The sequence below is a fragment of the Culturomica massiliensis genome (assembly GCF_900091655.1).
GTDB classification, from domain to species: Bacteria; Bacteroidota; Bacteroidia; order Bacteroidales; family Marinifilaceae; genus Culturomica; species Culturomica massiliensis.
Window position 1 is genome coordinate 242,553 of the sequence record NZ_LT594621.1, and the last position, 22,088, is coordinate 264,640.

Genomic DNA, 22,088 nt, shown 5'->3' on the forward strand with positions numbered 1-22,088 from the left:
TAATCTTGGATTACGGATAACCGAAAGTTGACGTCGTTTGGGATTTAAATTTAGGATATATGAGCGTAAGCGATAGAAATACAGATTGGAGAAAGAAACTCCGGGAAGAAATAAAGGGTAAAGCAAGAACGGAGATCGAACGGGTGAAGATGCCTGAAAGAGCGGCTTCGGAACGTGTAAAAAGCCAGCGTTTGGAAGTAAATACCGGTTTAACCGAAGAAATGGCCCGCCGGGAAGCTTCCCGTTGTATGGATTGTGTCAATCCGACTTGTATGGAAGGTTGCCCCGTCGGAATTGATATTCCGGGATTTATCAAAAATATAGAACGGGGAGAAATAGGGGAAGCGGCGGCTGTATTAAAGCAGACGAGTGCTTTACCGGCTGTGTGCGGTCGGGTATGTCCCCAGGAAAAGCAATGCGAGTCGAAATGTTTTTATTTGCAGAAATTGAAAAAAGATCCGGTAGCGATCGGTTATCTGGAACGTTTTGCCGCTGATTACGAACGGGAGTCCGGACATATTTCCGTGCCTGAAGTGGCTGCTTCCAATGGAATGAAAGTAGCTGTGATCGGTTCCGGGCCTTCCGGACTGTCGTTTGCCGGAGATATGGCCAAGCGGGGATACGATGTGACGGTATTCGAAGCCCTTCACGAAATCGGAGGTGTTTTGAAGTACGGTATACCCGAATTTCGTCTTCCCAACCGGATTGTAGATGTAGAGATTGATAATTTGAGACAAATGGGGGTAAAATTCATTACGAATTTTATTGTCGGTCAGACAGCGTCAATCGAAGACCTGAAAGCCGAAGGATTCCGGGGATTTTATGTCGGTTCGGGAGCCGGATTGCCGCGTTTTATGAATATTCCGGGAGAAAATGCGAACGGGGTGTTGTCATCCAATGAATACCTGACACGGGTTAATTTGATGGGTGCCGATCAGGAGGATGCCGATACACCTGTCTTCCGGGGGAAAAATGTGGTTGTCGTCGGTGGTGGAAATACGGCTATGGATTCGGTGCGTACAGCCCTTCGCCTGGGGGCGGATAAGGCTATGATCGTATACCGGCGGAGTGAGGCGGAGATGCCTGCCCGTATCGAAGAGGTAAAACATGCCAAGGAGGAAGGGTGTGAATTTATTACACTGACGAATCCGGTTGAATATATTCAGGACGAGCGGGGACGGGTGAAACAGGTGAAGGTGCAGAAAATGGAATTGGGAGAGCCGGATGAGAGCGGACGGAGGAGTCCGGTAGCCGTGGAAGGATCGGAATATCTGATCGATGCCGATGTCGTAGTCGTAGCTGTCGGTGTTTCTCCGAATCCGATTATTCCGAACTCGGTACCGGGATTGGAAGTGTCCAGAAAAGGAACGATCGTCGTAGACGAAAATACGATGGAATCCAATATCCCGGGCTTGTATGCCGGAGGCGATATTGTCCGGGGGGGAGCTACGGTAATCCTGGCTATGGGGGATGGCCGCCGGGCTGCTGCCTGTATGGATGAACGGATGAAATTGTAAAGATAGATTACGGATGTACGGTTTTTGATTGGGCGTTTCAATTGCCTGAAAGAAAAAATCGGGATATAAAACCGGCGGTTATTGGCTGCCGGTTTTATAAATGGTACCTATGTAAGAGATCGGACTACGACGGTTGCTGGTTACATAAAGATAGCAGGTTCTGTCGTATTGAATATCCATTTCGAGCCGGTAGATATCGTTTTTACCGACAATATCGAAACTGTATTTGATGGCTTTTTTTACCTTCCGGCCTTTGATTTTTTCTGTACGGTTGAGCATTTCGTTGTCGAAAAGAATACCTTTATTTCCGGTCATGGAGAAACCGTAATTTCCAGTGTAGTAAGGGAGATAACCGGAGGCTTTTTTCCCGTTTACAGCTACCCAGGCACTGTCAATACGAACATTGACACCGCTTAAAGGCGTTGCGATGCTGAAAACGATTTTGAAATGATTGCCGTCGACGATTTCTTTGGTTTTTTGAAAGTCGTTCTGTATACGTTCGGTTTCGTTCTGTCCGTAGGAATACTGACAGATGTAAAATAAAGAGAGAAGCAGGATAAGTTTCATCGTTACGGAGTTTTTTCTCCGTATACGATGAAGTGATTTTTAAGGTTTGGAACTTTTTTCCGGAAGTGGGAAGATATCCCCGCTGTAAGAAATATGACTTTTCTGGTTGCTTCGTACAGATACCATACAACTGCCGCTTGCAGAAGCGTCTACATAAATGTCATACGTGTCGTTTGTCCCTTTTACCTGAAAATGGTATAGAATACGTTTGTTCTTCTTTTTATTTTTTACGGTCAGGGTAATTTTTTTCATGGGAGCATTGAATTCTATTCCTCCTTCTCCGTTGAGGGGAGCTGAGTAGGCCCGTCCGAAAAAAGGAAAGAAACCTGTGGCAACGGAATCTTTTACGTTAACAAAACCCCGGTTGGAAAACAGGTCGACACTCCGGCCTCCGGAGGGATATGCCCGGTTTACCTCGATGCGGAAGTTCCCGCTTTCGATTAAAGTTCGTAATTGCTCAAATGTGCTGTCTTTGGCCACATGATTCTGCGCTTGTAAGGTGAAACTTACGGAGAGCAATAATAAAAGAAAAATGTTTTTCATGGCATCGGTTTTGGTTTATATTGTTTTTCCTGCGGTAACAATGTATAATTCTGCCGGATCCAGATAACGTTGGGCTAATTCCTGTAGTTCGTCAGGAGTACAGTGCTTTACCCGGTCGATAATGTCGATATAGAAACGGTTGTCTTTGCCGTAGATTAATTTCTGTTTCAGGGAATCTGCCTGAGAGAAAACACCGTCGATTTCCCGTAACAGGTCTCCATAAAAAAAACTTTTAACCCGGTTTAATTCGTCCGAAGGAATCGGTTCCTGCCTGATCTTTTCGATTTCTTTCAATATCTCGTCGATAGCAGCCCGGGTGTGTTTGTTGTCTACATCGGTGCTGATACCCCAATAGGCTGTCAGAGGAAGGGATACATTAAACGATTGTATACCGTAGGTGTAGCCTTTTTCCTCCCGTATGTTGGACATCAGGCGGGAACCGAAATAGCCGCCCAACACCGTGTTTAGCAGCAGAAAGCCGGCGTAGTCCTTGTCTGCCAGACCGACACCTTTTTTGCCGATCCGGATGCTGGTTTGTACGGCATCGGCTTTTTCGATATGATACCGGCCCGGTTTTGCCGGTTCGAATACATGTTCCGGTTCCGGTAAATCGTTTACCGGCCGGTTAGAGATGGCAAATGATTCCTGTACCCGTTTCCGTATTGTTTCCGTGATATTACCGGAGAGTATTATCCGGCTTTTACCGCTCAGGATTCGTGCGGTATAGAATTGACGGATCAATTCGGGGGTTATCCGGGTATAATCCTGTTCGGAGATTTGATTGCCGTAAGGGTGTCGTGTACCGAACATTACCCGGTACATTTCTTTCCGGGCCAGCCAGGCTGTTTTTTGCTTTTCTATCCTGAATTGCTGTAATTTGTTCCGAAGGTATATTTCCAGTTCGTTGGCCGGAATCGTACTTTCGGTTATCAGTTCCGCTACTACCGGGATGGTTTCTCCGGCAAATTTGTTCATGGAAAACAAATTGACTTCGGCCTTGTGCATACCCGAGTTGAAATCGGTGTAGGCTCCGTAATAATCGAAAATTTCAGCTATTTGGGAGGAGCTGTGTCGTTTTGTGCCTTCATTCAGCATATTGATCGTAGCGGAGGCTGTTAAAGGCTGAGGCTGATAGTATGCACCTGCATCGAAAGTTATGTCCATTTTGAATACTTCCTGATTGGGATCGTGTACCCAGATCACTTCCGTTCCGTTTGCAAAAGTCTCACGGGTGTATGAAAGAAGGGTGGGAACACTTAATTCAGAGATTACCGGACTTATTTTTCGATTGATATTCATGGGATAAAAAGATTAAATGCTTGTCGGATTATTTATTTTTTTCGGTAAATCAGTGTCGATGAGTTTTCCGGCCGGAATAATTCCCGGGCGGTATTTTTCAATTTGTCGACGGTGATCCCTTCGTATTTTTTGTTTTCACAATTGATAAGCCCGGCGTCTCCTAAAAATTCAAAGAAAGCCAGATTGCCGGCCTTGGTTTGATAGCTGATCTCGCTGTAGCAAATCCGGGCTTCCGTTTTGTGGATGATTTTTTGTAGTTCCCGTTCGGAAATCGGATCACTGATAAAATGTTCCAATTCCGATTCCATCGCTTTTTCCGCTTCTTCAACAGAAACACCTTCGGATAGTTTACCGCTGAAAATAAACAGGCCCGGGTCGGTATCACCGCTGACATAAGCATCGACATCCGAGAAAATGCCGCTGTTTTTGATCAGGTGGAGATAAAGGCGTGATGACTGTCCGTTGGATAAGATATCGGAGATGATGTCACAGTGGTAAAAATTTTCGGATAAACGATTTCCCATGTGGTATACTTTCCAGATCATATCGGCAGGTACCGGGTTGTTTTCCAGAACAAGTCTCCGGGCTTCCTGTTGTTCCGGTTCTGCCGGCAACAAGGGCTTTCTGTAATGGGCGGGAGGAATATCGCCGAACCATTTTTTTACGAGCGCTACTGCTTTATCTTCGGTTATATTGCCGCAAATGCTGATGATCGCATTGTCCGGAGTATAGTATTTATTGAAAAAATCTTTCACGTCTTCCAATGTAGCCTGTTCGATGTGCCCGAGCGACATACCGATCGTAGGCCAGCGGTAGGGATGTACTTTATAGGCCAGCGGTCGCAAACGCAGCCAGATATCTCCGTATGGTGCATTCAGGTAACGTTGCTTGTATTCCTCCGTAACGACTTGTTGCTGAACATGCAGACTCTGCGGAGAGAAATTCAGGTTCAACATACGGTCGGATTCCAGCCAGAGAGCGGTTTCAATATTGGCAGCCGGGACGGTGATGTAATAGTTTGTATAGTCATTTGTCGTATAAGCATTGCTGTCTCCGCCGGCAAGCTGTATTTCCCGGTCGAAATCCGGTATATTGAGCGAGCCGCCGAACATCAGGTGCTCAAAAAGATGGGCAAAACCCGTTTTATCGGCGTTTTCGTTCTTGGAGCCTACTTTGTACAATATGTTGACGGATACGAACGGAGTACCTGCATCGTAGCTGCATAGCAATGTGAGACCGTTGTCCAGAATATGGCGTGAAAATTTAATCATAATAAAGATTTGAAAGTTGGGAAATGTGAAATTCAGGGAGGAAAGATTATCTTATTCCATCCGGAAATTATCAGATTTCAGTGTTTTCAGGGTATTGTTATAGTCTGAAAGGAGTGCTTTGAAAATTTCTTCCACATTTTCTTCTTTGGTAAGCATGGATGAAATTTGGCCGATTTCCAGTTCGCCTTCCTTCATATCGCCTTCGAAAATACCCATTTTAGCCCGTCCTTTTCCTAGTAATTCTTTTAACTTTTCGGTATCGGCGCCTTTTTCTTCCAATGCTTTTACCTGTTCGTAAAATTCATTTTTAATGAGACGGGTCGGGGCGATTTTCTTCAATGCTAACATCGTTCCTCCTTCCGGGGTATCCCATACTCTTTGCTTGAATGCCTGATGTGCGGACGATTCGGTTGCGACTGCAAAGCGGGAACCGATTTGTACACCTGCAGCACCTAAAGCGAAAGCAGCCAGCATGGCTTTTCCGGAGGCTATACCGCCGGCAGCTATGACCGGCAGATTACATTGACTGACGACATCGGGAATCAGAGTCAGGGTTGTGGTTTCTTCCCGGCCGTTATGTCCGCCGGCCTCAAACCCTTCTGCTACGACGGCATCGACTCCGGCTTCCTGGCTTTTCAGGGCGAAGGTAGCGCTGCTGACGACATGTACTACCGTTATGTCGTGAGCCTTCAGCAAAGGGGTATATTTTTTCGGACTTCCGGCAGATGTAAATACGATTTTAACTTTTTCACGGATTAACATATCGATCAGATTGTCAATTTCCGGATATAAAAGCGGGACATTAACGCCCCAGGGCTTCGTGGTGGCTGTGTGCATTTTCCGGATGTGTTCCAGTAAAGTTTCCGGATGCATAGAGCCGGCTCCGAGTAAGCCCAATCCGCCTTGATTGCTGACAGCCGATGCAAGGCGCCAACCGCTGCACCAAACCATCCCGCCTTGTATGATCGGGTATTTTATGCGAAAGAGTTTTGTGATTCGATTCATAAGTTTATGGTAGTTAAATATAAGTATATTCCTATTTTCGCAAATCTACAAAAAAATAGCGGAAATTACCATGTAATTTCCGCTATCTCTACAGTATTGAAGATAGATTAATCCTTTTTGATATTCGGTAATTCCAAACCGTAACCTTTGATTTTATCTTCTTTTTTCAACCAGAGACCCAATAATAGGGCAAATACACCCAAGCTGGCAAATACCAGCATCGGAACGGTGTAATTGTATTGTAGCGGGTCGGTGATGCCCGGGTTTACTGCCGCCAAAACATTGCCGATAATCATCGGGAATGCAAATAAACCTATATTCTGAATCCAGAAAATGACGGCATAAGCCGATCCCAACAGACGATCGTCAACTAATTTCGGGACACTCGGCCACAACGCCGCAGGAACGAGTGAGAAGGAAATTCCGAGTAGGATGATGGCTGTAAATGCAATGACCGGCCCTGCCATACTGCCTTTCAATACCGGTAATGCGAGCGCAAATGTAAGGTGACAGATAATCATCAGGAGAGCTCCGAATATAAGCATGGAAGCCCCCTTTCCTTTCCGGTCCAGATAGTTACCCAAAATGGGTGTAATTGCAGCAGCGCCCAAAGGGAATACAGAAAAAATCAAACCTGCCTTTTCTGCCGTGAAATCCAGATTACATTGCAACATATTGATGGCATATTTCTGGAAGGGGAAAATAGCTGAATAGTACAACACACATAATAAAGCGACAAGCCAGAATACTTTACTGGTAAAGATTTTACCCAAATCGCTGATTTTAAACGGTTCTTCAGGTTCTTCCCCGCTTTCTCCCATCTGTTTCTCCAGTTTTTTATCCATGAAGAAATATACGCAGAAAGAAATAAAACCGACAAGCAAAAGAATGACGCAGAACATCACGGAACGGGAAGCATCGCTGACTCCCCCCATGTTGGCGATTGCCGGTGATACGAGAACGGCTGCTGCAACTCCGATACGTGCGATAGCCATTTCAAGTCCCATGGCAAGAGCCATTTCTTTGCCTTTAAACCATTTTACGATACCTTTGGAAACCGTGATACCTGCCATTTCCACACCGCAACCGAAAATCATAAAACCTAACGCCGCCATTTTAGCGGAAGAAGGCATGCCTTCATAGAAGGGGAAGAAATTCCAGAAACCTTTTAAAAATTCATCGGCAGCACAGCCGCTAAAAGCCGAGGATACGGCGAAATATTTAATGTATGCACCGATGACCATCAATGCTCCGGAAAGTAAAGCCGTGTAACGTACTCCGATTTTATCCAGGATAATACCGGCAAAAATCAGAAAGAATACAAATACATTCAAAAAGGTTTCACTTCCCTGATAAGTTCCGTAAGCAGTGGGGTCCCAGCCATGAGTTTCTTGTAACATGGCCTGTAACGGAGACAATATATCTACGAACATATAAGCAAAAAACATTGCCGAGGCCAATAAGATCAAGGCAGTCCAACGTGCTGCCGCAGAGTCTTTCAATAGTTTGTTGATTTTTTCTGTCATAGTTTTTTATTTAGATTAAATATATTTTCGCGCATTGCCGTCAAAGTTATAAGAAATAAATAAAAAAGAGTGGTTTTCGATCACTCTTTTTTAGATTTCAAACGATTTAACAACCCTTTCCGGCACAGATCATACCGCTGGGAGAAGTTCCCGTATACGGCTTTTCTTTTCCGGATTTTTTTCCGTAGCTTTCGGATGAAAGAGTATCGGTTTGGATTACGTAAAAAACAACAGGCCTGTTTTATTTTTAAAACAGGCCTGTTGTTCTTTAGATGCGATGAACTTTAATAGTTATTCTTTTTCGGTTCAAAATAAGCTTGGGGATGTTCGCAAGCCGGACATTTCATCGGAGCTTTTTTACCTTTCAGTACATATCCGCAGTTACGGCATTGCCATTCGATCTCTTCGTCGCGTTCGAACACTTTACCGGCCTCAACGCGTGCCAACAAAGTCCGGTAGCGGGCTTCGTGTTCTGCCTCTACTTTAGCTATTTGACGAAATGTATTGGCAATCTGAGGAAAACCTTCTTCGTCTGCAATCTTTGCAAATTCAGGGTATAGATCTGCCCATTCTTCGTTTTCTCCTTCGGCTGCTGCTTTCAGGTTTTCGGCTGTCGTTCCGATGATACCGGCCGGATAACTTGCAGTGATTTCAACCATTCCTCCTTCCAGGTACTTGAAAAACTTCTTAGCATGTTCTTTTTCCTGTTCCGCCGTTTCCATAAATACGCCGCTGATCTGTTCGTAACCTTCTTTTTTAGCTACACTGGCAAAGAATGTATAACGACTTCTGGCCTGAGATTCTCCTGCAAATGATTTCAGCAGGTTTTGTTCTGTTCTGGTTCCTTTAATACTCATAACGTTATAGATTAAATGATTTGGCACTTCAATTTGTTTATGCAAGTTTAGTATGAACAAAGATAGCAAACAAATACTTTGTTTTTATAAAATTATAGTTTTTATCTATATGCTTTGTCTATAATGCGAATACAGGTTATTAAGAATGAATTTAAATAAGATAAACAGCATTTGTTGAAGATTTATTCCGGGATACAGATGTCCGTTTTTTAAAATTCAGCCTTTTTTTCTATCCGGATAATCTCATGAGATACGGGATGCCGGAATTCGAGACTTTCGGCGTGAAGGTAAAGGCGTTCTGCTTCCCGGCCGTATAAGGTGTCGCCCAGGATAGGCGTGTTTAAGCCAAGCGGATGGGCAGCATGGACACGTAGTTGGTGGGTTCTGCCGGTAAGGGGGTAAAATACGATGCGGGTTCGGTTGGCATTGTGCTCCACAACCCGGTATCGGGTAACGGACGGTTTACCGTGCTCGGGGCTGACGATCTGCCGCGGACGATCCCAGGGATCGAGACAAAGAGGAAGTTCAATAATTCCTTCGTCGCTGTCGATGTTACCGTCCAGGATAGCGACGTAACTTTTTTTTATAGTTCGGTTTTTGAATTGTCGCTGTAAATGGTAATGGATATCTTTGGTCTTGGCAATCAGCAGCAAGCCGGAAGTTGCCATATCCAGGCGGTGAACGGTCGTCAGGCCGGTAAGGGCGGGATGGTGTTTTTGGAGTAATTGACAAACGGAAGCCTGACTTGATTTTCCGGGGACGGACAACATGCCTGCCGGTTTATTGACAATCAGTAACCATTGATCTTCATACAGGATTTCCAATTCATACCTGTCGGGCGTATTTTCAGGTAGAAGGTTGTCTTCGACATCCAGTCCCTGAAGCATATGCTTTAAAATCGGTTCGCATTTTCCCTTACAGGCAGGGTAATAGTATCCGTGCCGGCGGAGCTCCGTTTTCGGGGAATTGCCCCACCAGAATTCTGCCATGGCAATGGGGTGGAGACGATTGAGATAGGCATATTGCAATAATTTGGGGGCAGCGCATTCACCGGCGCCTGCGGGCGGTGTCTTATGTACGGTCTCTTTAAAGATATCACACAGATTTCTTATTTCGCCCCGGGCGTTTAGTAGCTGAAATTGCTCGAAAAGTTTTTGTTGTAAAGCGGCAGAACGGTTTTTGCGTTCTTCTTTTAGTGTTTCTATCTGTAAAGTGAAACGGTCTGTTTCAGCTTGAATTGCATCGATTTGTTTTTCCCAATACTGTTTCAGTCGTCTGAATTCTGCTTTCCGGAATTGACTTTCTTTGAGTAAATCGGCTTGCTCTGCCTCTGTGAGGGGATTTTTACGACGGACGTCCCGGTCTGCCTTGGCTTTTTTTAAATTGTCTTTGGCATCGGCCAGTATTTGTCCGGCTTTTTGATTGATATCGCTGATTTTCTGCCGGATATTCAGGTAATGAGTATCATTTTCCAGGATGTTTATCCGTTCGTTGAGGGCCGTTATATTTGCCTCTTCTTTTTTGAAAAAGCCTTGAGGTTGCTGTAGATCATAAACCGGAGGTACGAAATAAGGATGTATATTCCGGCCTGCCAGAATACCGGAAAATGCTGCCAGATAGCCGATCCTGCCTGTTTCGGTCCGAACGACCAATACCCCGAACATTTTACCTTTATTCAATTCCTCTTCCCATTGTTTTTGCCGGGAAAGATAGTCCTGAATCTCTTCTGAGGCAATGATACAAAGCGGATGGGGGGTGTAGTGAAAAGGACAGGTAAATTTTTGGGGTAGGACGATGTGTGTCACCGGTGTTGAAAAAGGATGGAATCCGGATATTTTGTTCTCTTTTTTCACTGACATATACTGACCGTCTTTATTAAGTTAAACGGATAAGCCTAAAACGGGTATAAAAGTACGACGAATTTGTTCAATGGCAAAAGAAACGATCGGCAAAGCAGTTTTACGGTTTATGATTTTTGATTTCCGATTGTTGGGGAAAAATTAATGTGTTTGAATACCTGGGAAAGAGGTTAAAGGTGACGTATAAAACCAGTGGCAAAATTACACACTGGGACGGACTCAATTGTGTAATTTTTGATTCGAAACCGGGATGGGAGTTGATGCGGTAAATTAAATTTAAATTGATTTTTGATAGACCGGAATTTTGTATACTTTTGAGTATCACGAAGGGGAGATAAAACAAAATAATTAGTCAGTTTATGCTTTCAAGAGATCTCATTGCTACAGTAATCAAAACATTTTTTGAGGAACTGGATGATGTCCGGGACGGAGGAAAACGAAACGGAGACGAGTCGCTGTACGCCGGATTTTATTCCTCGTATTTTGCCAGGGACCGGGATTGGTTTATTCAGGCCTCGGTTAAGGAAATTACCACTTTTTTTGCAGACGATCCGATTTATAAGCTGGAAATGCTGACCGAATTGATCTACCGGGATGCCCGGAGGTTGACGGATGCGGAAATTCAGGGGGCTATGTATCGGAAGATTATAGAGTTGTACGATGTTATCGATGCGCGGAGCATGGAGTTTTCGGTAGAACGGATGAACCGGGTAGCGGAGTTGAAACAATTGCTGGGATAAAACTAAGTTTATTCCGTATACGTAATACAGGGAAAACCAATATTACGAGAATATGCATCTTACCTCTTATGATGATCAGTTTTTATTAGCGGCTATCGTTATTATTTCGATGGCCTTGATTTTTTATTCGGTAGGTGTCTGGAGCGAGCGGATACAAGGACGTTTGAAAGGCTGGCATGTGGTCGCTTTCGGCTTGGGGTTGTTGTGTGATTTTGTCGGTACTGCTTTTATGGCCGAGTTGGTGAGGTTGACGGGACACGACAATAGCCTGCATGCCACATTGGGAAGTATAGCGATATTCCTGATGGCCATTCATGCCGGCTGGGCCTTTTGGACTTTCCGGAAAGGGACACCCCGTATGAAACATAATTTCAGCCGGTTCAGTATAGCCGTTTGGAGTATCTGGGAATGAAAACGCAGTTGTAAACGGGGCTAATGTGCTGCGGCAGAGAATATGCCGGCACATTAGCTTTATTTGTATTTATTTTGCAGCAATGGTTTCTATTTCAACCAATGCCCCCATAGGCAATGATTTCACGGCAAAAGCTGCACGGGCAGGACAGTCTTTGGTGTAGTATCTGGCATATACCTCATTCATGGCAGCAAAATCACTGATGTCACTCAACAAACAGGTTGATTTTACGACATGATCGAAAGTATATCCGGCTTCTTCCAGAATGTAGCCTATATTTTTCAGTGCCTGTTCGGTTTGTTCTTTGATACCGCCTTCGGCAAATTTGCCGGTGGACGCGTCGATCGGAAGCTGACCGCTGATATAAAGTGTACCGTTGACTTCTACAGCCTGGCTATAGGGGCCGATGGCTTTCGGTGCTTTCGGAGAGTTGATGATTTTTTTCATAATCTTTTTGTTAATGATTGATTGTTATTTTAACGTTTTGTTTTCCACATTTTTTCCTGTCTTTACGGACATGTTTTATTTTGTACAAAAGTAGGAACTTAAAATTAAAAGTCAAGTCTCACAATTCAAAAATCGAAGACGTTTATTGTTATGCGACATAGCAAACCGCCTTTATCGGCGGTGTACTTTTATTTCCATTCTGTTACCTCTTCCCCGAGTTCGGGAATAGCAGAGGCATGGAATACGGGGCTCTTGATACCGGCTTTTTTCTGACGGTTATAATCTCCCAATGCTTTAAAGGCGATTTTACTGAGCAGGATAATGGCGATGAGGTTGGTCAGCGTCATTATCGCCATGAATAAATCAGCCAGATTCCACACCAGATCAAGTCCGGCGAGAGAGCCGAATAATACCATTGCGCCTACAGCAATGCGGTATAATTGTAAATAAAAAGGTTTTGAGGAAATAAAAAACAAGTTGGTTTCACAGTAGGAATAGTTGCCTACAATGGAACTGAAAGCAAAAAGCAGGATACATACGGCAATAAACGGGCTGCCGAAAGCTCCGATTTCATTCGAAAGGGCTGCCTGAGTCAGTTGTATCCCTTTTAAACCGCTTTCTGCCGAGAGATCGGAGAGCAGAATGATAAATGAAGTACAACTGCAAATAATGAGGGTGTCGGTAAAAACGCTCAAAGCCTGAATAAGGCCTTGTTTGGCCGGATGACTGACCGTGGCTGTGGCTGCTGCATTGGGAGCTGATCCCATGCCGGCTTCGTTGGAAAATAGTCCCCGGCGGACTCCTTGCATAATCGTTGCTCCCAGGCCACCGCCGATTACTTGTTCGAATCCGAATGCATTGGCGAAAATATGTTCGAAAAGGGCAGGGATATGGGTGATATTGATCGATAAAATAAACACAGCTACCAGCATATAGGCAATAGCCATGATGGGAACGATGATACCCGATACCCTGGCTACCCGATGAATACCGCCGAATATGGTCAGAAAAGTGAAAAATGTCAGTATAACGGCCAACCAGATTCTGCTGAATCCGAAACTTTCATTAAATGCCAGAGAGATGGTGTTGGCCTGAACGGAATTGAATACCAGTCCGAAAGTGACAATGATAATCAATGCAAAAAGAGTACCCATCCATTTCTTTTTCAAGCCTTTTTTCATGTAAAAAGCGGGACCGCCGATAAATGATTTTTCTCCTTTTTCTTTATATATCTGGGCCAGGGTTGATTCGACGAATGCAGAAGCCGAACCGATCAAGGCAATCAGCCACATCCAGAAAACGGCTCCCGGTCCTCCTAGGGCTATGGCTGTCGCTACACCTGCTAAATTACCGGTTCCTACTCTGGAAGCCGTGGCGATGCAGAATGCCTGAAAGGAGGATACGGAGTTTTTGCTGTTACTCCCTGCAATCCCTTCTCCCAATAAACGAAACATTTCACGGATTTTTCGGAATTGTACGAAACGTGTCCGGAAAGTGAAATATAAACCGGCACCGATCAGCGGGATAATGATCAGGAATGTCCATATCCAGTCGTTGAGCATAATAACCCAATTATTCAATGTTTCTTGCATAGCATATTGTTTTATTTACAAATATACGCCGGATGATTAAAAATGATTGAATTTTTGCGTATTAAATTTATCGTTTTTATCTTTGATGAACAATAGTTCAATAATGAAAACAAAAGAACTGATTAAAGAAAAGACGTGGTGTTTGTTGCTGGAAAAGGGGTACGACGGCGTTTCGGTTTCGGATATTTGCAAGGCGACAGAGATGGCCCGTGGTTTGTTGTACCATTATTTTCGCAATAAAGAAGACCTGTTCGGCGAAATCGTACAGGATGTATTTATCCGCTATTATCAATTGGACCGGGACGTTTTAAAAGCGAATGCCATCGGTGAAATGATTGTTTTTGCTTCCCGTTTCCTGACCGATATCTTTCAGGGTTTACCGGCAGGAGCAGGACGGCAGTTGACTGTGGCAGACGGTTTCCTTTTGCTTTATCAGGCTGCGGAGCATGATGAGGCGTTTGCCCGGCAACTGAAAAAAAACAAAGAAGATTGGTTTGCCGTTTGGAAAACGGCTTTATTGAACAGTTTTGCCAAAGGCGAATTGCGCAGCGGCTTGAATATGGAATCTGTGGCCCGTCATTTCGTATATATAGTTCAGGGAGGTATAATAGCCACAACGAAAGAGGGGCAGGACACGGTTTATGAAATCGAGAAAGGACTGTGGGAATTTTTTGAAATCATAAAAAGATAATTTGTTTTGTATTTTTGATTTCTATTGTTACTTTTGTGGCTCGAAAACAAGAATCGGGGCGTAGCGCAGTCCGGTAGCGCATCTGCTTTGGGAGCAGAGGGTCGCAGGTTCGAATCCTGTCACCCCGACTGATAAAGAGCCAGTTACGAACGTAGCTGGTTTTTTCTTTTCTGCGATTTTCTGTGGTTTTGTACACTTTGTTTAAACTGAGGTTTAAACCGGAAGGCCAACGATGGTTTTTAAGTCATTTCAGAAATTTTTTACCAATGTTTTAGGTTGTAGTTATGAATCTCTTTGTTGTATAAGGATTGGATATGGTTATAAGTTTTATTTGGTTATTTTTGTATTTTTAAGAACTTTTTTAGATGTATTTTCACAGGGATTGTTTTATATTTTGATATAATTTCTTCTGCCTTTAAATTTGACTATATTCCCATTATATTGATTTACTGCTGAATGGTAATTAGCCCCCTGGATAGAAGGCTGTTTTAAATTTACAACAATCCGTCTTTTTGGTATAACAATCGTCTTTTGTATAAGCTCTACTTTTATATCGTAAAAAATAAGTGTCATCTTTTAGTGGGTGTAGCAATAGTCGTCTCACGAATTAAGTAGTGTTTATGTATAGAACGATAGGGTTAAGTTGTTTATTTTTATTTGCCTGGCTTGTCGTTTCGGCACAAGGGGATACAAGAATTCAAGTACATATGGATGCAAATGTGAAAATTTGCGTCGGTGAAAAAATAGTGCTTACCTGTCCGGATTCAATACCCGCAAGAAAAGTGCTTACTTATGAGTGGTTCGAGTATAGGGGTGCGAATGACTCCGTGATGATAAGTACGGGGCGTTCTGTGACGGTACAGCCTTTGAGGGAGACAAGCTACCGTCTGATTATCCAATATCTCGATATGAAAAATAATTTGATTCAATACGGAGATTTCGAGGGGATTCCGGATGGTCCGGGAGGTCTGTTTCCGAATCAGGCTTCTCTGCCTTTTAAAACGGATTATACCTGGACTGCGGCTGGGGGGGATAGAGCTTTATGGCCGGAAGGTGTCTTTAAGTTTGCTGCTAATTCGAATACTTATCATTTTCATTTCTTTGACCGGAAAGATCATACGACGGGGAAGGGAAAGATGATGGTGATCAACGGGCATCCTTTAAAAAATGCAAAAGTATGGCAGCAAGATATTACCGGTATCCGGCCTGGTACGGAATATGCTTTTTCGGTGTGGGGTATGAATGTTTCTACTGGAGCAAAACCTCGGTTTCAGTTCAGTATTTCGAAAGACGATAATTATAATGTTGTAGGAGGAATGTATGAAACTTTTTCCCCAAAAAACGACTGGACTTCTTTGTTTAGAATGTGGAAAGCTCCTGTTGGTTGGGGAACGAATGCTTGTATTACATTGATTGACCAGACGACAGAACGTTCCGGCAATGATTTTGCCGTAGACGATTTTGTTTTTGCACCCGTATTGAATTTGACCGGAAAGATAACGTTGCAATTGATTCCGCGTTTTAATATGGATAAAATGGCCGACCGGGACGTATGTGCCGGGACGGATGTCAACGTTCAGCCTGTTATCTATGGGGAGGCTAATGTATATGAGTGGTATAAAGATGGGGTTAAGCTGGATGGAAAAAACACTTTAAATTTGTTGTTGAATAAGGTAAAAAGGGATGATTCCGGAGTTTACGAATGTAAAGTTTCCGGTGGCGTTTGCGGAGAAGGTTCGGGACGGTTTACGCTGGCTGTTCAGGATTCGTTGATATTGGAACCGTTGAATAATCTGGACGTTTGTCGTGCTAACGAAGCTTTTTGGCGGGTAGTTGTAAAGGAGGGACATGCAGAGCGTTATCAGTGGAGCCAACCGGCTCAAGCCCAGAACTGGGTAGGTCAATATTCGGACGGTTATCTGAAACAGCAGGTTGTAGCTGCCGATAGCGGAATATATACCTGTACGGTAAGCAGCAAATGCGGAAATCGCCTTGTTTCTGCTCGATTAGGGGTTTATCCGGATATCGAGGTGGTTGAAATTTCCAAAGGAGGCACGTATTGTCCGGGGACTTCAGTGACCTTGACCGGAAAGATCAACCGGCCTGCAATATTCAGTTGGATTTGGGGTCAGGAGTCCGGTAATATCCGTTTGGAGTTTTCGGATACTTTAGTGACGATACCGGACGGAACAGATATAACCTATACGTTTTTTGTAAATGATACTCTTTGCCGGAAATCACTTGCTCCTGTGGTTCAGCTTTTTTTGAAGGATACATTGAAAAGTCTGACACTTGAAGATGAACGTACGGTATGTGAAAACTCGAATGTGACGGTTTCCCCGGAAGCCAGGGGAGGAGAAAATCTGGTGTGGAGTTGGGAAGGACCTCATGGCTTTGTTTCTGCTGTCAAAGTATTGAAAATAGATGCTTTCCGGAAAGAGCAGAGCGGATTTTACCGGTTGACGGTGACCGATGATTGTGGAAACAGTCTGACTGATTCTATAAATATAACCGTGATAGAGGAGTTCGGTTCGCCGGTGATTTCCGGTGATTTGAACGTGTGTTTGGGAGAAAACGGGGAATTACGGGTAGTAGGTGGAGTGAACGGTTTGAAGTATGAATGGACGACTCCTACCGGTAGGAAAGTGTTATCGTCGGTATTGACTTTAAATCGGATCCGGGCCCAGGATACAGGTTTGTATGTTTGCCGTCTGACTTCTGTTTGTGGAAATCATATTGATTTGCAAACCCATGTGTCGCTTTATCCTCCGGTATCGGTAGAGGCTCCGGATCGGCCTTTGGAGGTGTGCGAGGGGGAGCGGGTAGAGTTTACGGTAACGGTCAGACCGGAGGAGCATTATGTGTGGATGAGAAACGGTGTACAGGTTGGAACGGCTGACCGGTCCTATGTGATTGCGGCGGCAACTGCCGCGGATGACGGTGTGTTTGAATGTGTAGTATCGTCTCCTTGCGGAGAGAGTAAGATTTTAAGATATGTATTGGTTGTACATAAAACGACTGTTATTACCGGTAAGAGTGATGATTTTTACGTTACCCCCGGAGCAAATGTGAATATGTTTGTACGGGCTGAAGGTTCTGATTTGACTTATCAATGGAGAAAAGTGGGGGGCGGAAATGTCGGATTAGGGGATCCTTCTTTGGTGTATGATGCCGTGACGCTTGAGAATGCCGGGACTTATATTTGTACGGTAACCGGTCGCTGCGGAAGGGCGGAGGCTACTATCCGTCTGAACGTAGGGGATTTTAATGAGGTAACGGCTGATCAGCAGGTTTTCCTTTGTGTCGGTTCGGCTTATTCTTATACGGCTGCATTGCGTCCGGCCGGTTGTACGCAGACGGCTAATTTGGTGTATAGTTGGAAAGGGCCGGACGGACGGGAGGTGAGTAATACGAAGGCTTTGGTTTTGTCGGATGTAACGACTGCAACAGCCGGTGTATATACCTGTACGATTGCCGGTACATGCGGAACGGCGACTTTGCGTTTGACAGCTACAGTTTATGAGAATCCGGTGTTGTCTGTGACTCCTGCTGCGGATACCCTGTGTGAAGGTGAGAGTGTGAATATGTCGGCGGCTGTGAATGCCAATGCCGGGAATTATATGTTCGAATGGCGGCATGAAGGACTGCTTTTGGGAACGACTGTAGAACAGCATATTATCCGCGATGTAACTCTGAGTGATGCGGGACAATACGTATGTAAAGTGTCTGCTCATTGCGGTGAAGACCGGGATACGGTGCGGTTAACGGTCCGGAAAGGATTGAAGATATTAAACAGACCGGCTGATTTGACTTTGTGTAAAGGAAATGCTGCGGAGTTAAAGGTGGAAGCTAGCGGCGATAGTGTCGTATATGCCTGGGGTGGGCCTGTTGCCGGTGAATGGAGTGCTCCGGATGCGGCTGTTTACCGCAACGGAAGTGTTTCACAGGACGCGACGGGGCAATATCGTTGTGTGGTAAGCAGTCGTTGTGGAACCGATACATTATATGTCCGTGTGGATGTCGAAAAAGACCTGGAATTAGTAAGCAGAACTCCGAATTTGGCTGCCTGTATCGGAGAGAAGGACGTGACGCTTTGGGCCCGGGTAAATCTGGACGGTGCCCGTTGGATCTGGACTTTTCCGGACGGGCGGATTTTTACGACACCGGAAGTTCCGCTTGATCCGATAACGACGGCAGACCGGGGACGCTATGTCTTTCAGATCGAGAGTCCGCGGGGATGTTCGGTTTTGAAAGATAGTATCGGTATCGGCGTATATAATGAACCCGGTCCGTTGACAGTCAGTCCGGCGGATGCTTTTGTATGTGAGGGAAGTGTAGCCCGTTTTGAGGCGGCTATGCCCGGAACGGAGGTGGTGTATTCATGGATGGGGCCGGGAAGATTTACAGCAGATACAGCAATAATTATCGTTGAAGATGTGACAATGGCTAAGACGGGAAGTTACCAGGTTATTGCCCGTGATATTTGTAAACATGAAAGAGTGGCGGCGGTGAATTTGTCGTTAAATGAGGAGCTGGATCGGTTGACAATCAGTTCCGATACGGCAGTCTGTTTGTTTTCAGATGTGAAATTTACTGTCGGTGGCGGTTATCCGGGTATGAGTTATACCTGGTTTTTTAACGGAAATCAGGTCGGAACGGATGCTGTATTGAAATTAGATAATGTAGAAGAACGAGATGCCGGAGAATATACTTGCCGGATCGGTAATACATGCGGGACGGTTGAAAAGACGGTCCGGCTGACTATTTTACAACCTCTTGAATTTAGTTTGGTGACGCCAGCCTATATAGAAGCCTGTATCGGAGAGACGGTTGTATTTGGAGTGCAGGCGGACGGGACTCATGTTGAATACCGTTGGCAGAAGACCGGAACCGATGTGGGAACTATGGATTCTTTGCTTGTCCTTAGCGATATTGAGGCTTGGGAAGGCGGAATTTATACCTGTTCTATTTCTTCCGTTTGCGGTACGGAAGACGCGGAGTTTGAACTGAAGGTGAAGCCGCAAACCCGGATCACCGGACGTTCGCCCGATAAGTATGTTTCTATGAATGATTCTTTGCAGTTGTTTATCATTACCGAAGGGGTTCATAATACCTTTGAATGGAAGAAGGAAGAAAACGTGATCGGCCGCGATTCGGTGTTGAATATACCGGATGTGGAGTCTGTTGTACGGGATGTAGTTTATCAGGCGAAAGCAGAAGGGGATTGTGGGATTGATTCTGTTTCTTTCTTATTGAGAATCGGGGATTATATCCATGTACCCATTTTGGGAGGTGAGGCGGATACAATATGCGAAGGAAGTAATTATGCTTACGCTGCAGAGCTTGTGCCTTACGGATGTTACGGTGGAGAACCGGTTTCTTACCTTTGGAAAAAGGTGGAAGGGGGAACAGAAATTGAAATAGAGAGTGATATGACTTCTGCTTTATTCAAGATTAAAGAAGCAACGCCTGTGGATACCGGACTTTACCGATGTGTGATCAAATACCGGGGATGTCCTATAGATGGCGGGGATACGTTGCATGTACGCGATACGTTGTTTGAATTGCGCCTGGCTATGATCGAGGTGCCGAAACTTATTTCGATCTCCCCCAAGGATACAACGGTGACTGAAGGTTTTGAACACCGGATTAAAGTAGAAGCGGGAGGTGATGTTATATTTTATGGCTGGCAAAAGGATGATACAGTTGCGCTTCCTCAGAAAGGAACATCTTTACAATTTTTGCCGGTAAAATTTGAAGATGCCGGGGTATATAGGGTGACAATAGAGAATAAGTGTAGCCGGGTTTCAGCTACTTCCCGTCTGAAAGTGACTCAAAAAACGGTGATTATCTCTCCTATGGATAACACTGTGGGCGTATGCCGCAGCAGCGATACAACATTGAGGGTGGATGCTATAGGTACGAATCTGATATACAGATGGTATGCCGAAGGGCGTTTGATGGCTTCTTCCCGGCATAATGAATATACATTGAGGAATGTGGATAAGGCAATTAAAATTTCATGTGTTGTAGAGGGTAAAGGAGGAACCGATACCTGTTCTTTCCGGGTAAGTGTGTTGGAGTTACCGAAAGTGGCTGTTGATGGAGCGGTGTTAATCTGCCGATCGGCAGAAAGTTATTTGCAGGAATATACGGCTGTAAGTCCGCAGACCGACGAATTGATGTGGAATTGGCAGTTAAATAAAGGAATGATTCGTTCGCAGGCGGGGAAACCGCAGGTAGAGGTGTATTGGAACGGTGAAGACGGGGCTGCCGTTACTGTAACGGCTGTTTCCCGGAATACGGGATGTTCTGCCCGTTCTACTTTAGCTGTCGGATATGTTTCACTTCCGGAGGTATGGCTGGATTTACCGGAAACGGTCGGTTATTGTATTGATTCTCTGGTATTGAACAGGGCATGGCCGTTGGGAGGTGCTTTTGTTTCGGAGGGAGATACGATTCATGCACTCGGTTTTTATGTGAAAGATAAGAGATATGAGGTAAAGTACGTCTATACCGATCCCTTGACCCGTTGCAGCAATGAAGCGCTTCAGCGGTTGGATATCGATGTGGAACCGAAAATCCGGTTGGCTAAGCGGAATGATACGACCGGGGTCTGCCGTCCGCTGACTTTGGCTGTGGCTTCGCATACCCCTGGAACGATTACCTGGAAAGGAAGCGGATTGTATTTAGATACGACCGATCTTTTGAATCCTTTGTTTGTTCCGGAAGAAGCCGATGCAGAGCATGTGTATTATGAAGCGACGGTAACGGATGCCTATGATTGCGAGGCTTCGGATTATACGCGTATTCGGGTGGTTTATTTGCCCCGGGTAACGGCAATGCGGGATACCGTTATTGGTAACTGCGGGGAGGAACCTGTAGATTTGACATTGAATGCGCAGTACATTACCTCCTATTTTGACCGAATGGCTTGGTTGCCGGCTGATCAGGTCGAGCTTCAAGCTGATTATTCCGGAAAAGTATCGGATATGTTTCCGGGAAAGAATGTGTTTGTTGTGGAGGTGTATGATGTGTTCGGTTGTACCGGAGAAGATTCGGTTGGGGTAACTTTGTCTACCGGGCCTGATGTGGCTGATCGTGAAATTTGTTTGGGTGATTCTATCCGGGTGGATCAATCGGGTTATATTGATTTTAATTGGAGTGACGGTTACACTTTGCCACAACGCTTGATAACCCAGGTGGGAACCGATACCTTGTGGGTAAAAGATGAGTTTGGATGTGAAGGAACAGCTGTGTATACGGTACGTTCGCTACCGGAGACAAATCTGGTCGATACTTTCCTTTTGCGCGGACACCGTTTGGAATTACCGTTAGAGTTGAATCCGGATTACGGACCTTACGATATTGTGTGGCAGGACGGTAGTGCAGTTATTGTCTATATCGCCGAACGTGAGGGAGAATATTGGGTGAGGGTAACGGATAATATCGGTTGTACGGTCACGGATACGGCAAGGCTTACTTTTATAGAAGGTATTTATGCTCCCAACGCTTTTCTCCCGGAGAGTCACGGTGAAAATTCCCGCTTTTATTTGAAGGAGGTAAATTTTATCGGTGATTTCGAGATGTATATTTATAACCGGTGGGGTGAGTTGATTTTTAAGACAAATGAGATCGGATTTAACGGAGGATGGAACGGTACTTTTAACGGAAAGAAATGTGATGTCGGCACTTATGTATGGGTTGCTTTTAATAATGGTAAACGCTTGGGGAGGGGGACTGTAACTTTAATAAAATAACG

Annotated in this window: 14 protein-coding genes, 1 tRNA gene and 1 pseudogene; 6 read left to right on the forward strand and 10 right to left on the reverse strand. The window is 44.8% G+C overall.

The annotated features are described in order from the left end of the window. Positions 1-74 precede the first annotated feature (74 nt). Positions 75-1,517 (forward strand): annotated as a pseudogene (gene gltA / locus BN8908_RS02135) (NADPH-dependent glutamate synthase); the annotation flags it as partial. A 78-nt stretch (positions 1,518-1,595) separates the two neighbouring features. Here gltA and BN8908_RS02140 read toward each other — a convergent pair. The 8 genes from BN8908_RS02140 to BN8908_RS02180 form a co-directional block, all read right to left on the reverse strand. After that, positions 1,596-2,084, reverse strand: coding sequence for a DUF4251 domain-containing protein (locus tag BN8908_RS02140; RefSeq protein ID WP_068688710.1), 489 nt, complete (start codon positions 2,082-2,084; stop codon positions 1,596-1,598). Between the two features lie 39 nt (positions 2,085-2,123). After that, positions 2,124-2,627, reverse strand: a complete 504-nt coding sequence (locus BN8908_RS02145) for a DUF4251 domain-containing protein (RefSeq protein ID WP_068688712.1) — start codon at positions 2,625-2,627, stop codon at positions 2,124-2,126. Between the two features lie 15 nt (positions 2,628-2,642). Beyond that, positions 2,643-3,926, reverse strand: coding sequence for a M16 family metallopeptidase (locus tag BN8908_RS02150; protein WP_021987164.1), 1,284 nt, complete (start codon positions 3,924-3,926; stop codon positions 2,643-2,645). 32 nt (positions 3,927-3,958) lie between these two features. Continuing rightward, a complete protein-coding gene (locus BN8908_RS02155) occupies positions 3,959-5,197 on the reverse strand; it encodes a M16 family metallopeptidase (RefSeq protein WP_021987163.1) in 1,239 nt (412 codons plus the stop codon). A 51-nt stretch (positions 5,198-5,248) separates the two neighbouring features. Then, positions 5,249-6,202, reverse strand: coding sequence for an NAD(P)H-dependent flavin oxidoreductase (locus tag BN8908_RS02160; RefSeq protein ID WP_021987162.1), 954 nt, complete (start codon positions 6,200-6,202; stop codon positions 5,249-5,251). Positions 6,203-6,309: 107 nt separating this feature from the next. Continuing rightward, positions 6,310-7,728, reverse strand: a complete 1,419-nt coding sequence (locus tag BN8908_RS02165; RefSeq protein WP_021987161.1) for an MFS transporter — start codon at positions 7,726-7,728, stop codon at positions 6,310-6,312. 284 nt (positions 7,729-8,012) lie between these two features. Beyond that, a complete protein-coding gene (gene rbr, locus BN8908_RS02175) occupies positions 8,013-8,585 on the reverse strand; it encodes a rubrerythrin (protein ID WP_021987160.1) in 573 nt (190 codons plus the stop codon). Between the two features lie 209 nt (positions 8,586-8,794). Then, positions 8,795-10,444 (reverse strand): RluA family pseudouridine synthase, encoded by a 1,650-nt coding sequence (locus BN8908_RS02180; protein ID WP_068688717.1) that lies wholly within the window; start codon positions 10,442-10,444, stop codon positions 8,795-8,797. Positions 10,445-10,803: 359 nt separating this feature from the next. Between BN8908_RS02180 and BN8908_RS02185 the strand changes: the two genes are divergently transcribed. Next, on the forward strand, positions 10,804-11,184 hold the full coding sequence (locus BN8908_RS02185; protein WP_021987158.1) for a hypothetical protein: 381 nt from the start codon (positions 10,804-10,806) through the stop codon (positions 11,182-11,184). A 52-nt stretch (positions 11,185-11,236) separates the two neighbouring features. Next, positions 11,237-11,596: an HsmA family protein gene (locus tag BN8908_RS02190; RefSeq protein ID WP_068688723.1), complete on the forward strand. Its 360-nt coding sequence runs from the start codon at positions 11,237-11,239 to the stop codon at positions 11,594-11,596. A gap of 69 nt (positions 11,597-11,665) precedes the next feature. On the opposite strand, the gene BN8908_RS02195 is transcribed toward BN8908_RS02190, so the two are convergent. Together BN8908_RS02195 and BN8908_RS02200 are read right to left on the reverse strand one after the other, a co-directional pair. Continuing rightward, complete coding sequence (locus BN8908_RS02195; RefSeq protein ID WP_021987156.1) at positions 11,666-12,043, reverse strand: RidA family protein; 378 nt, start codon at positions 12,041-12,043, stop codon at positions 11,666-11,668. Positions 12,044-12,231: 188 nt separating this feature from the next. Continuing rightward, on the reverse strand, positions 12,232-13,635 hold the full coding sequence (locus BN8908_RS02200) for an alanine/glycine:cation symporter family protein (protein ID WP_068688725.1): 1,404 nt from the start codon (positions 13,633-13,635) through the stop codon (positions 12,232-12,234). Positions 13,636-13,738: 103 nt separating this feature from the next. Here BN8908_RS02200 and BN8908_RS02205 point away from each other — a divergent pair, with 103 nt between their 5' ends. The 3 genes from BN8908_RS02205 to BN8908_RS02220 all read left to right on the forward strand — a co-directional run bounded on the left by BN8908_RS02205 (position 13,739) and on the right by BN8908_RS02220 (position 22,086). After that, positions 13,739-14,326 (forward strand): TetR/AcrR family transcriptional regulator, encoded by a 588-nt coding sequence (locus BN8908_RS02205; RefSeq protein ID WP_161945847.1) that lies wholly within the window; start codon positions 13,739-13,741, stop codon positions 14,324-14,326. Between the two features lie 54 nt (positions 14,327-14,380). Next, a tRNA-Pro gene (locus BN8908_RS02210) sits at positions 14,381-14,454 on the forward strand. Between the two features lie 579 nt (positions 14,455-15,033). Continuing rightward, on the forward strand, positions 15,034-22,086 hold the full coding sequence (locus tag BN8908_RS02220; protein WP_068688731.1) for a T9SS type B sorting domain-containing protein: 7,053 nt from the start codon (positions 15,034-15,036) through the stop codon (positions 22,084-22,086). Positions 22,087-22,088: the final 2 nt, after the last annotated feature.

Bases quoted from the DNA above. Each gene is read 5' to 3' on its own strand.
- rbr (WP_021987160.1), bottom strand. From the start codon at position 8,585: ATGAGTATTAAAGGAACCAGAACAGAACAAAACCTGCTGAAATCATTT.
- BN8908_RS02140 (WP_068688710.1), bottom strand. From the start codon at position 2,084: ATGAAACTTATCCTGCTTCTCTCTTTATTTTACATCTGTCAGTATTCC.
- BN8908_RS02205 (WP_161945847.1), top strand. From the start codon at position 13,739: ATGAAAACAAAAGAACTGATTAAAGAAAAGACGTGGTGTTTGTTGCTG.
- BN8908_RS02160 (WP_021987162.1), bottom strand. From the start codon at position 6,202: ATGAATCGAATCACAAAACTCTTTCGCATAAAATACCCGATCATACAA.
- BN8908_RS02180 (WP_068688717.1), bottom strand. From the start codon at position 10,444: ATGTCAGTGAAAAAAGAGAACAAAATATCCGGATTCCATCCTTTTTCA.
- BN8908_RS02185 (WP_021987158.1), top strand. From the start codon at position 10,804: ATGCTTTCAAGAGATCTCATTGCTACAGTAATCAAAACATTTTTTGAG.
- BN8908_RS02195 (WP_021987156.1), bottom strand. From the start codon at position 12,043: ATGAAAAAAATCATCAACTCTCCGAAAGCACCGAAAGCCATCGGCCCC.
- BN8908_RS02145 (WP_068688712.1), bottom strand. From the start codon at position 2,627: ATGAAAAACATTTTTCTTTTATTATTGCTCTCCGTAAGTTTCACCTTA.
- BN8908_RS02190 (WP_068688723.1), top strand. From the start codon at position 11,237: ATGCATCTTACCTCTTATGATGATCAGTTTTTATTAGCGGCTATCGTT.
- BN8908_RS02165 (WP_021987161.1), bottom strand. From the start codon at position 7,728: ATGACAGAAAAAATCAACAAACTATTGAAAGACTCTGCGGCAGCACGT.
- BN8908_RS02155 (WP_021987163.1), bottom strand. From the start codon at position 5,197: ATGATTAAATTTTCACGCCATATTCTGGACAACGGTCTCACATTGCTA.
- BN8908_RS02200 (WP_068688725.1), bottom strand. From the start codon at position 13,635: ATGCAAGAAACATTGAATAATTGGGTTATTATGCTCAACGACTGGATA.
- BN8908_RS02150 (WP_021987164.1), bottom strand. From the start codon at position 3,926: ATGAATATCAATCGAAAAATAAGTCCGGTAATCTCTGAATTAAGTGTT.
- BN8908_RS02220 (WP_068688731.1), top strand. From the start codon at position 15,034: ATGGATGCAAATGTGAAAATTTGCGTCGGTGAAAAAATAGTGCTTACC.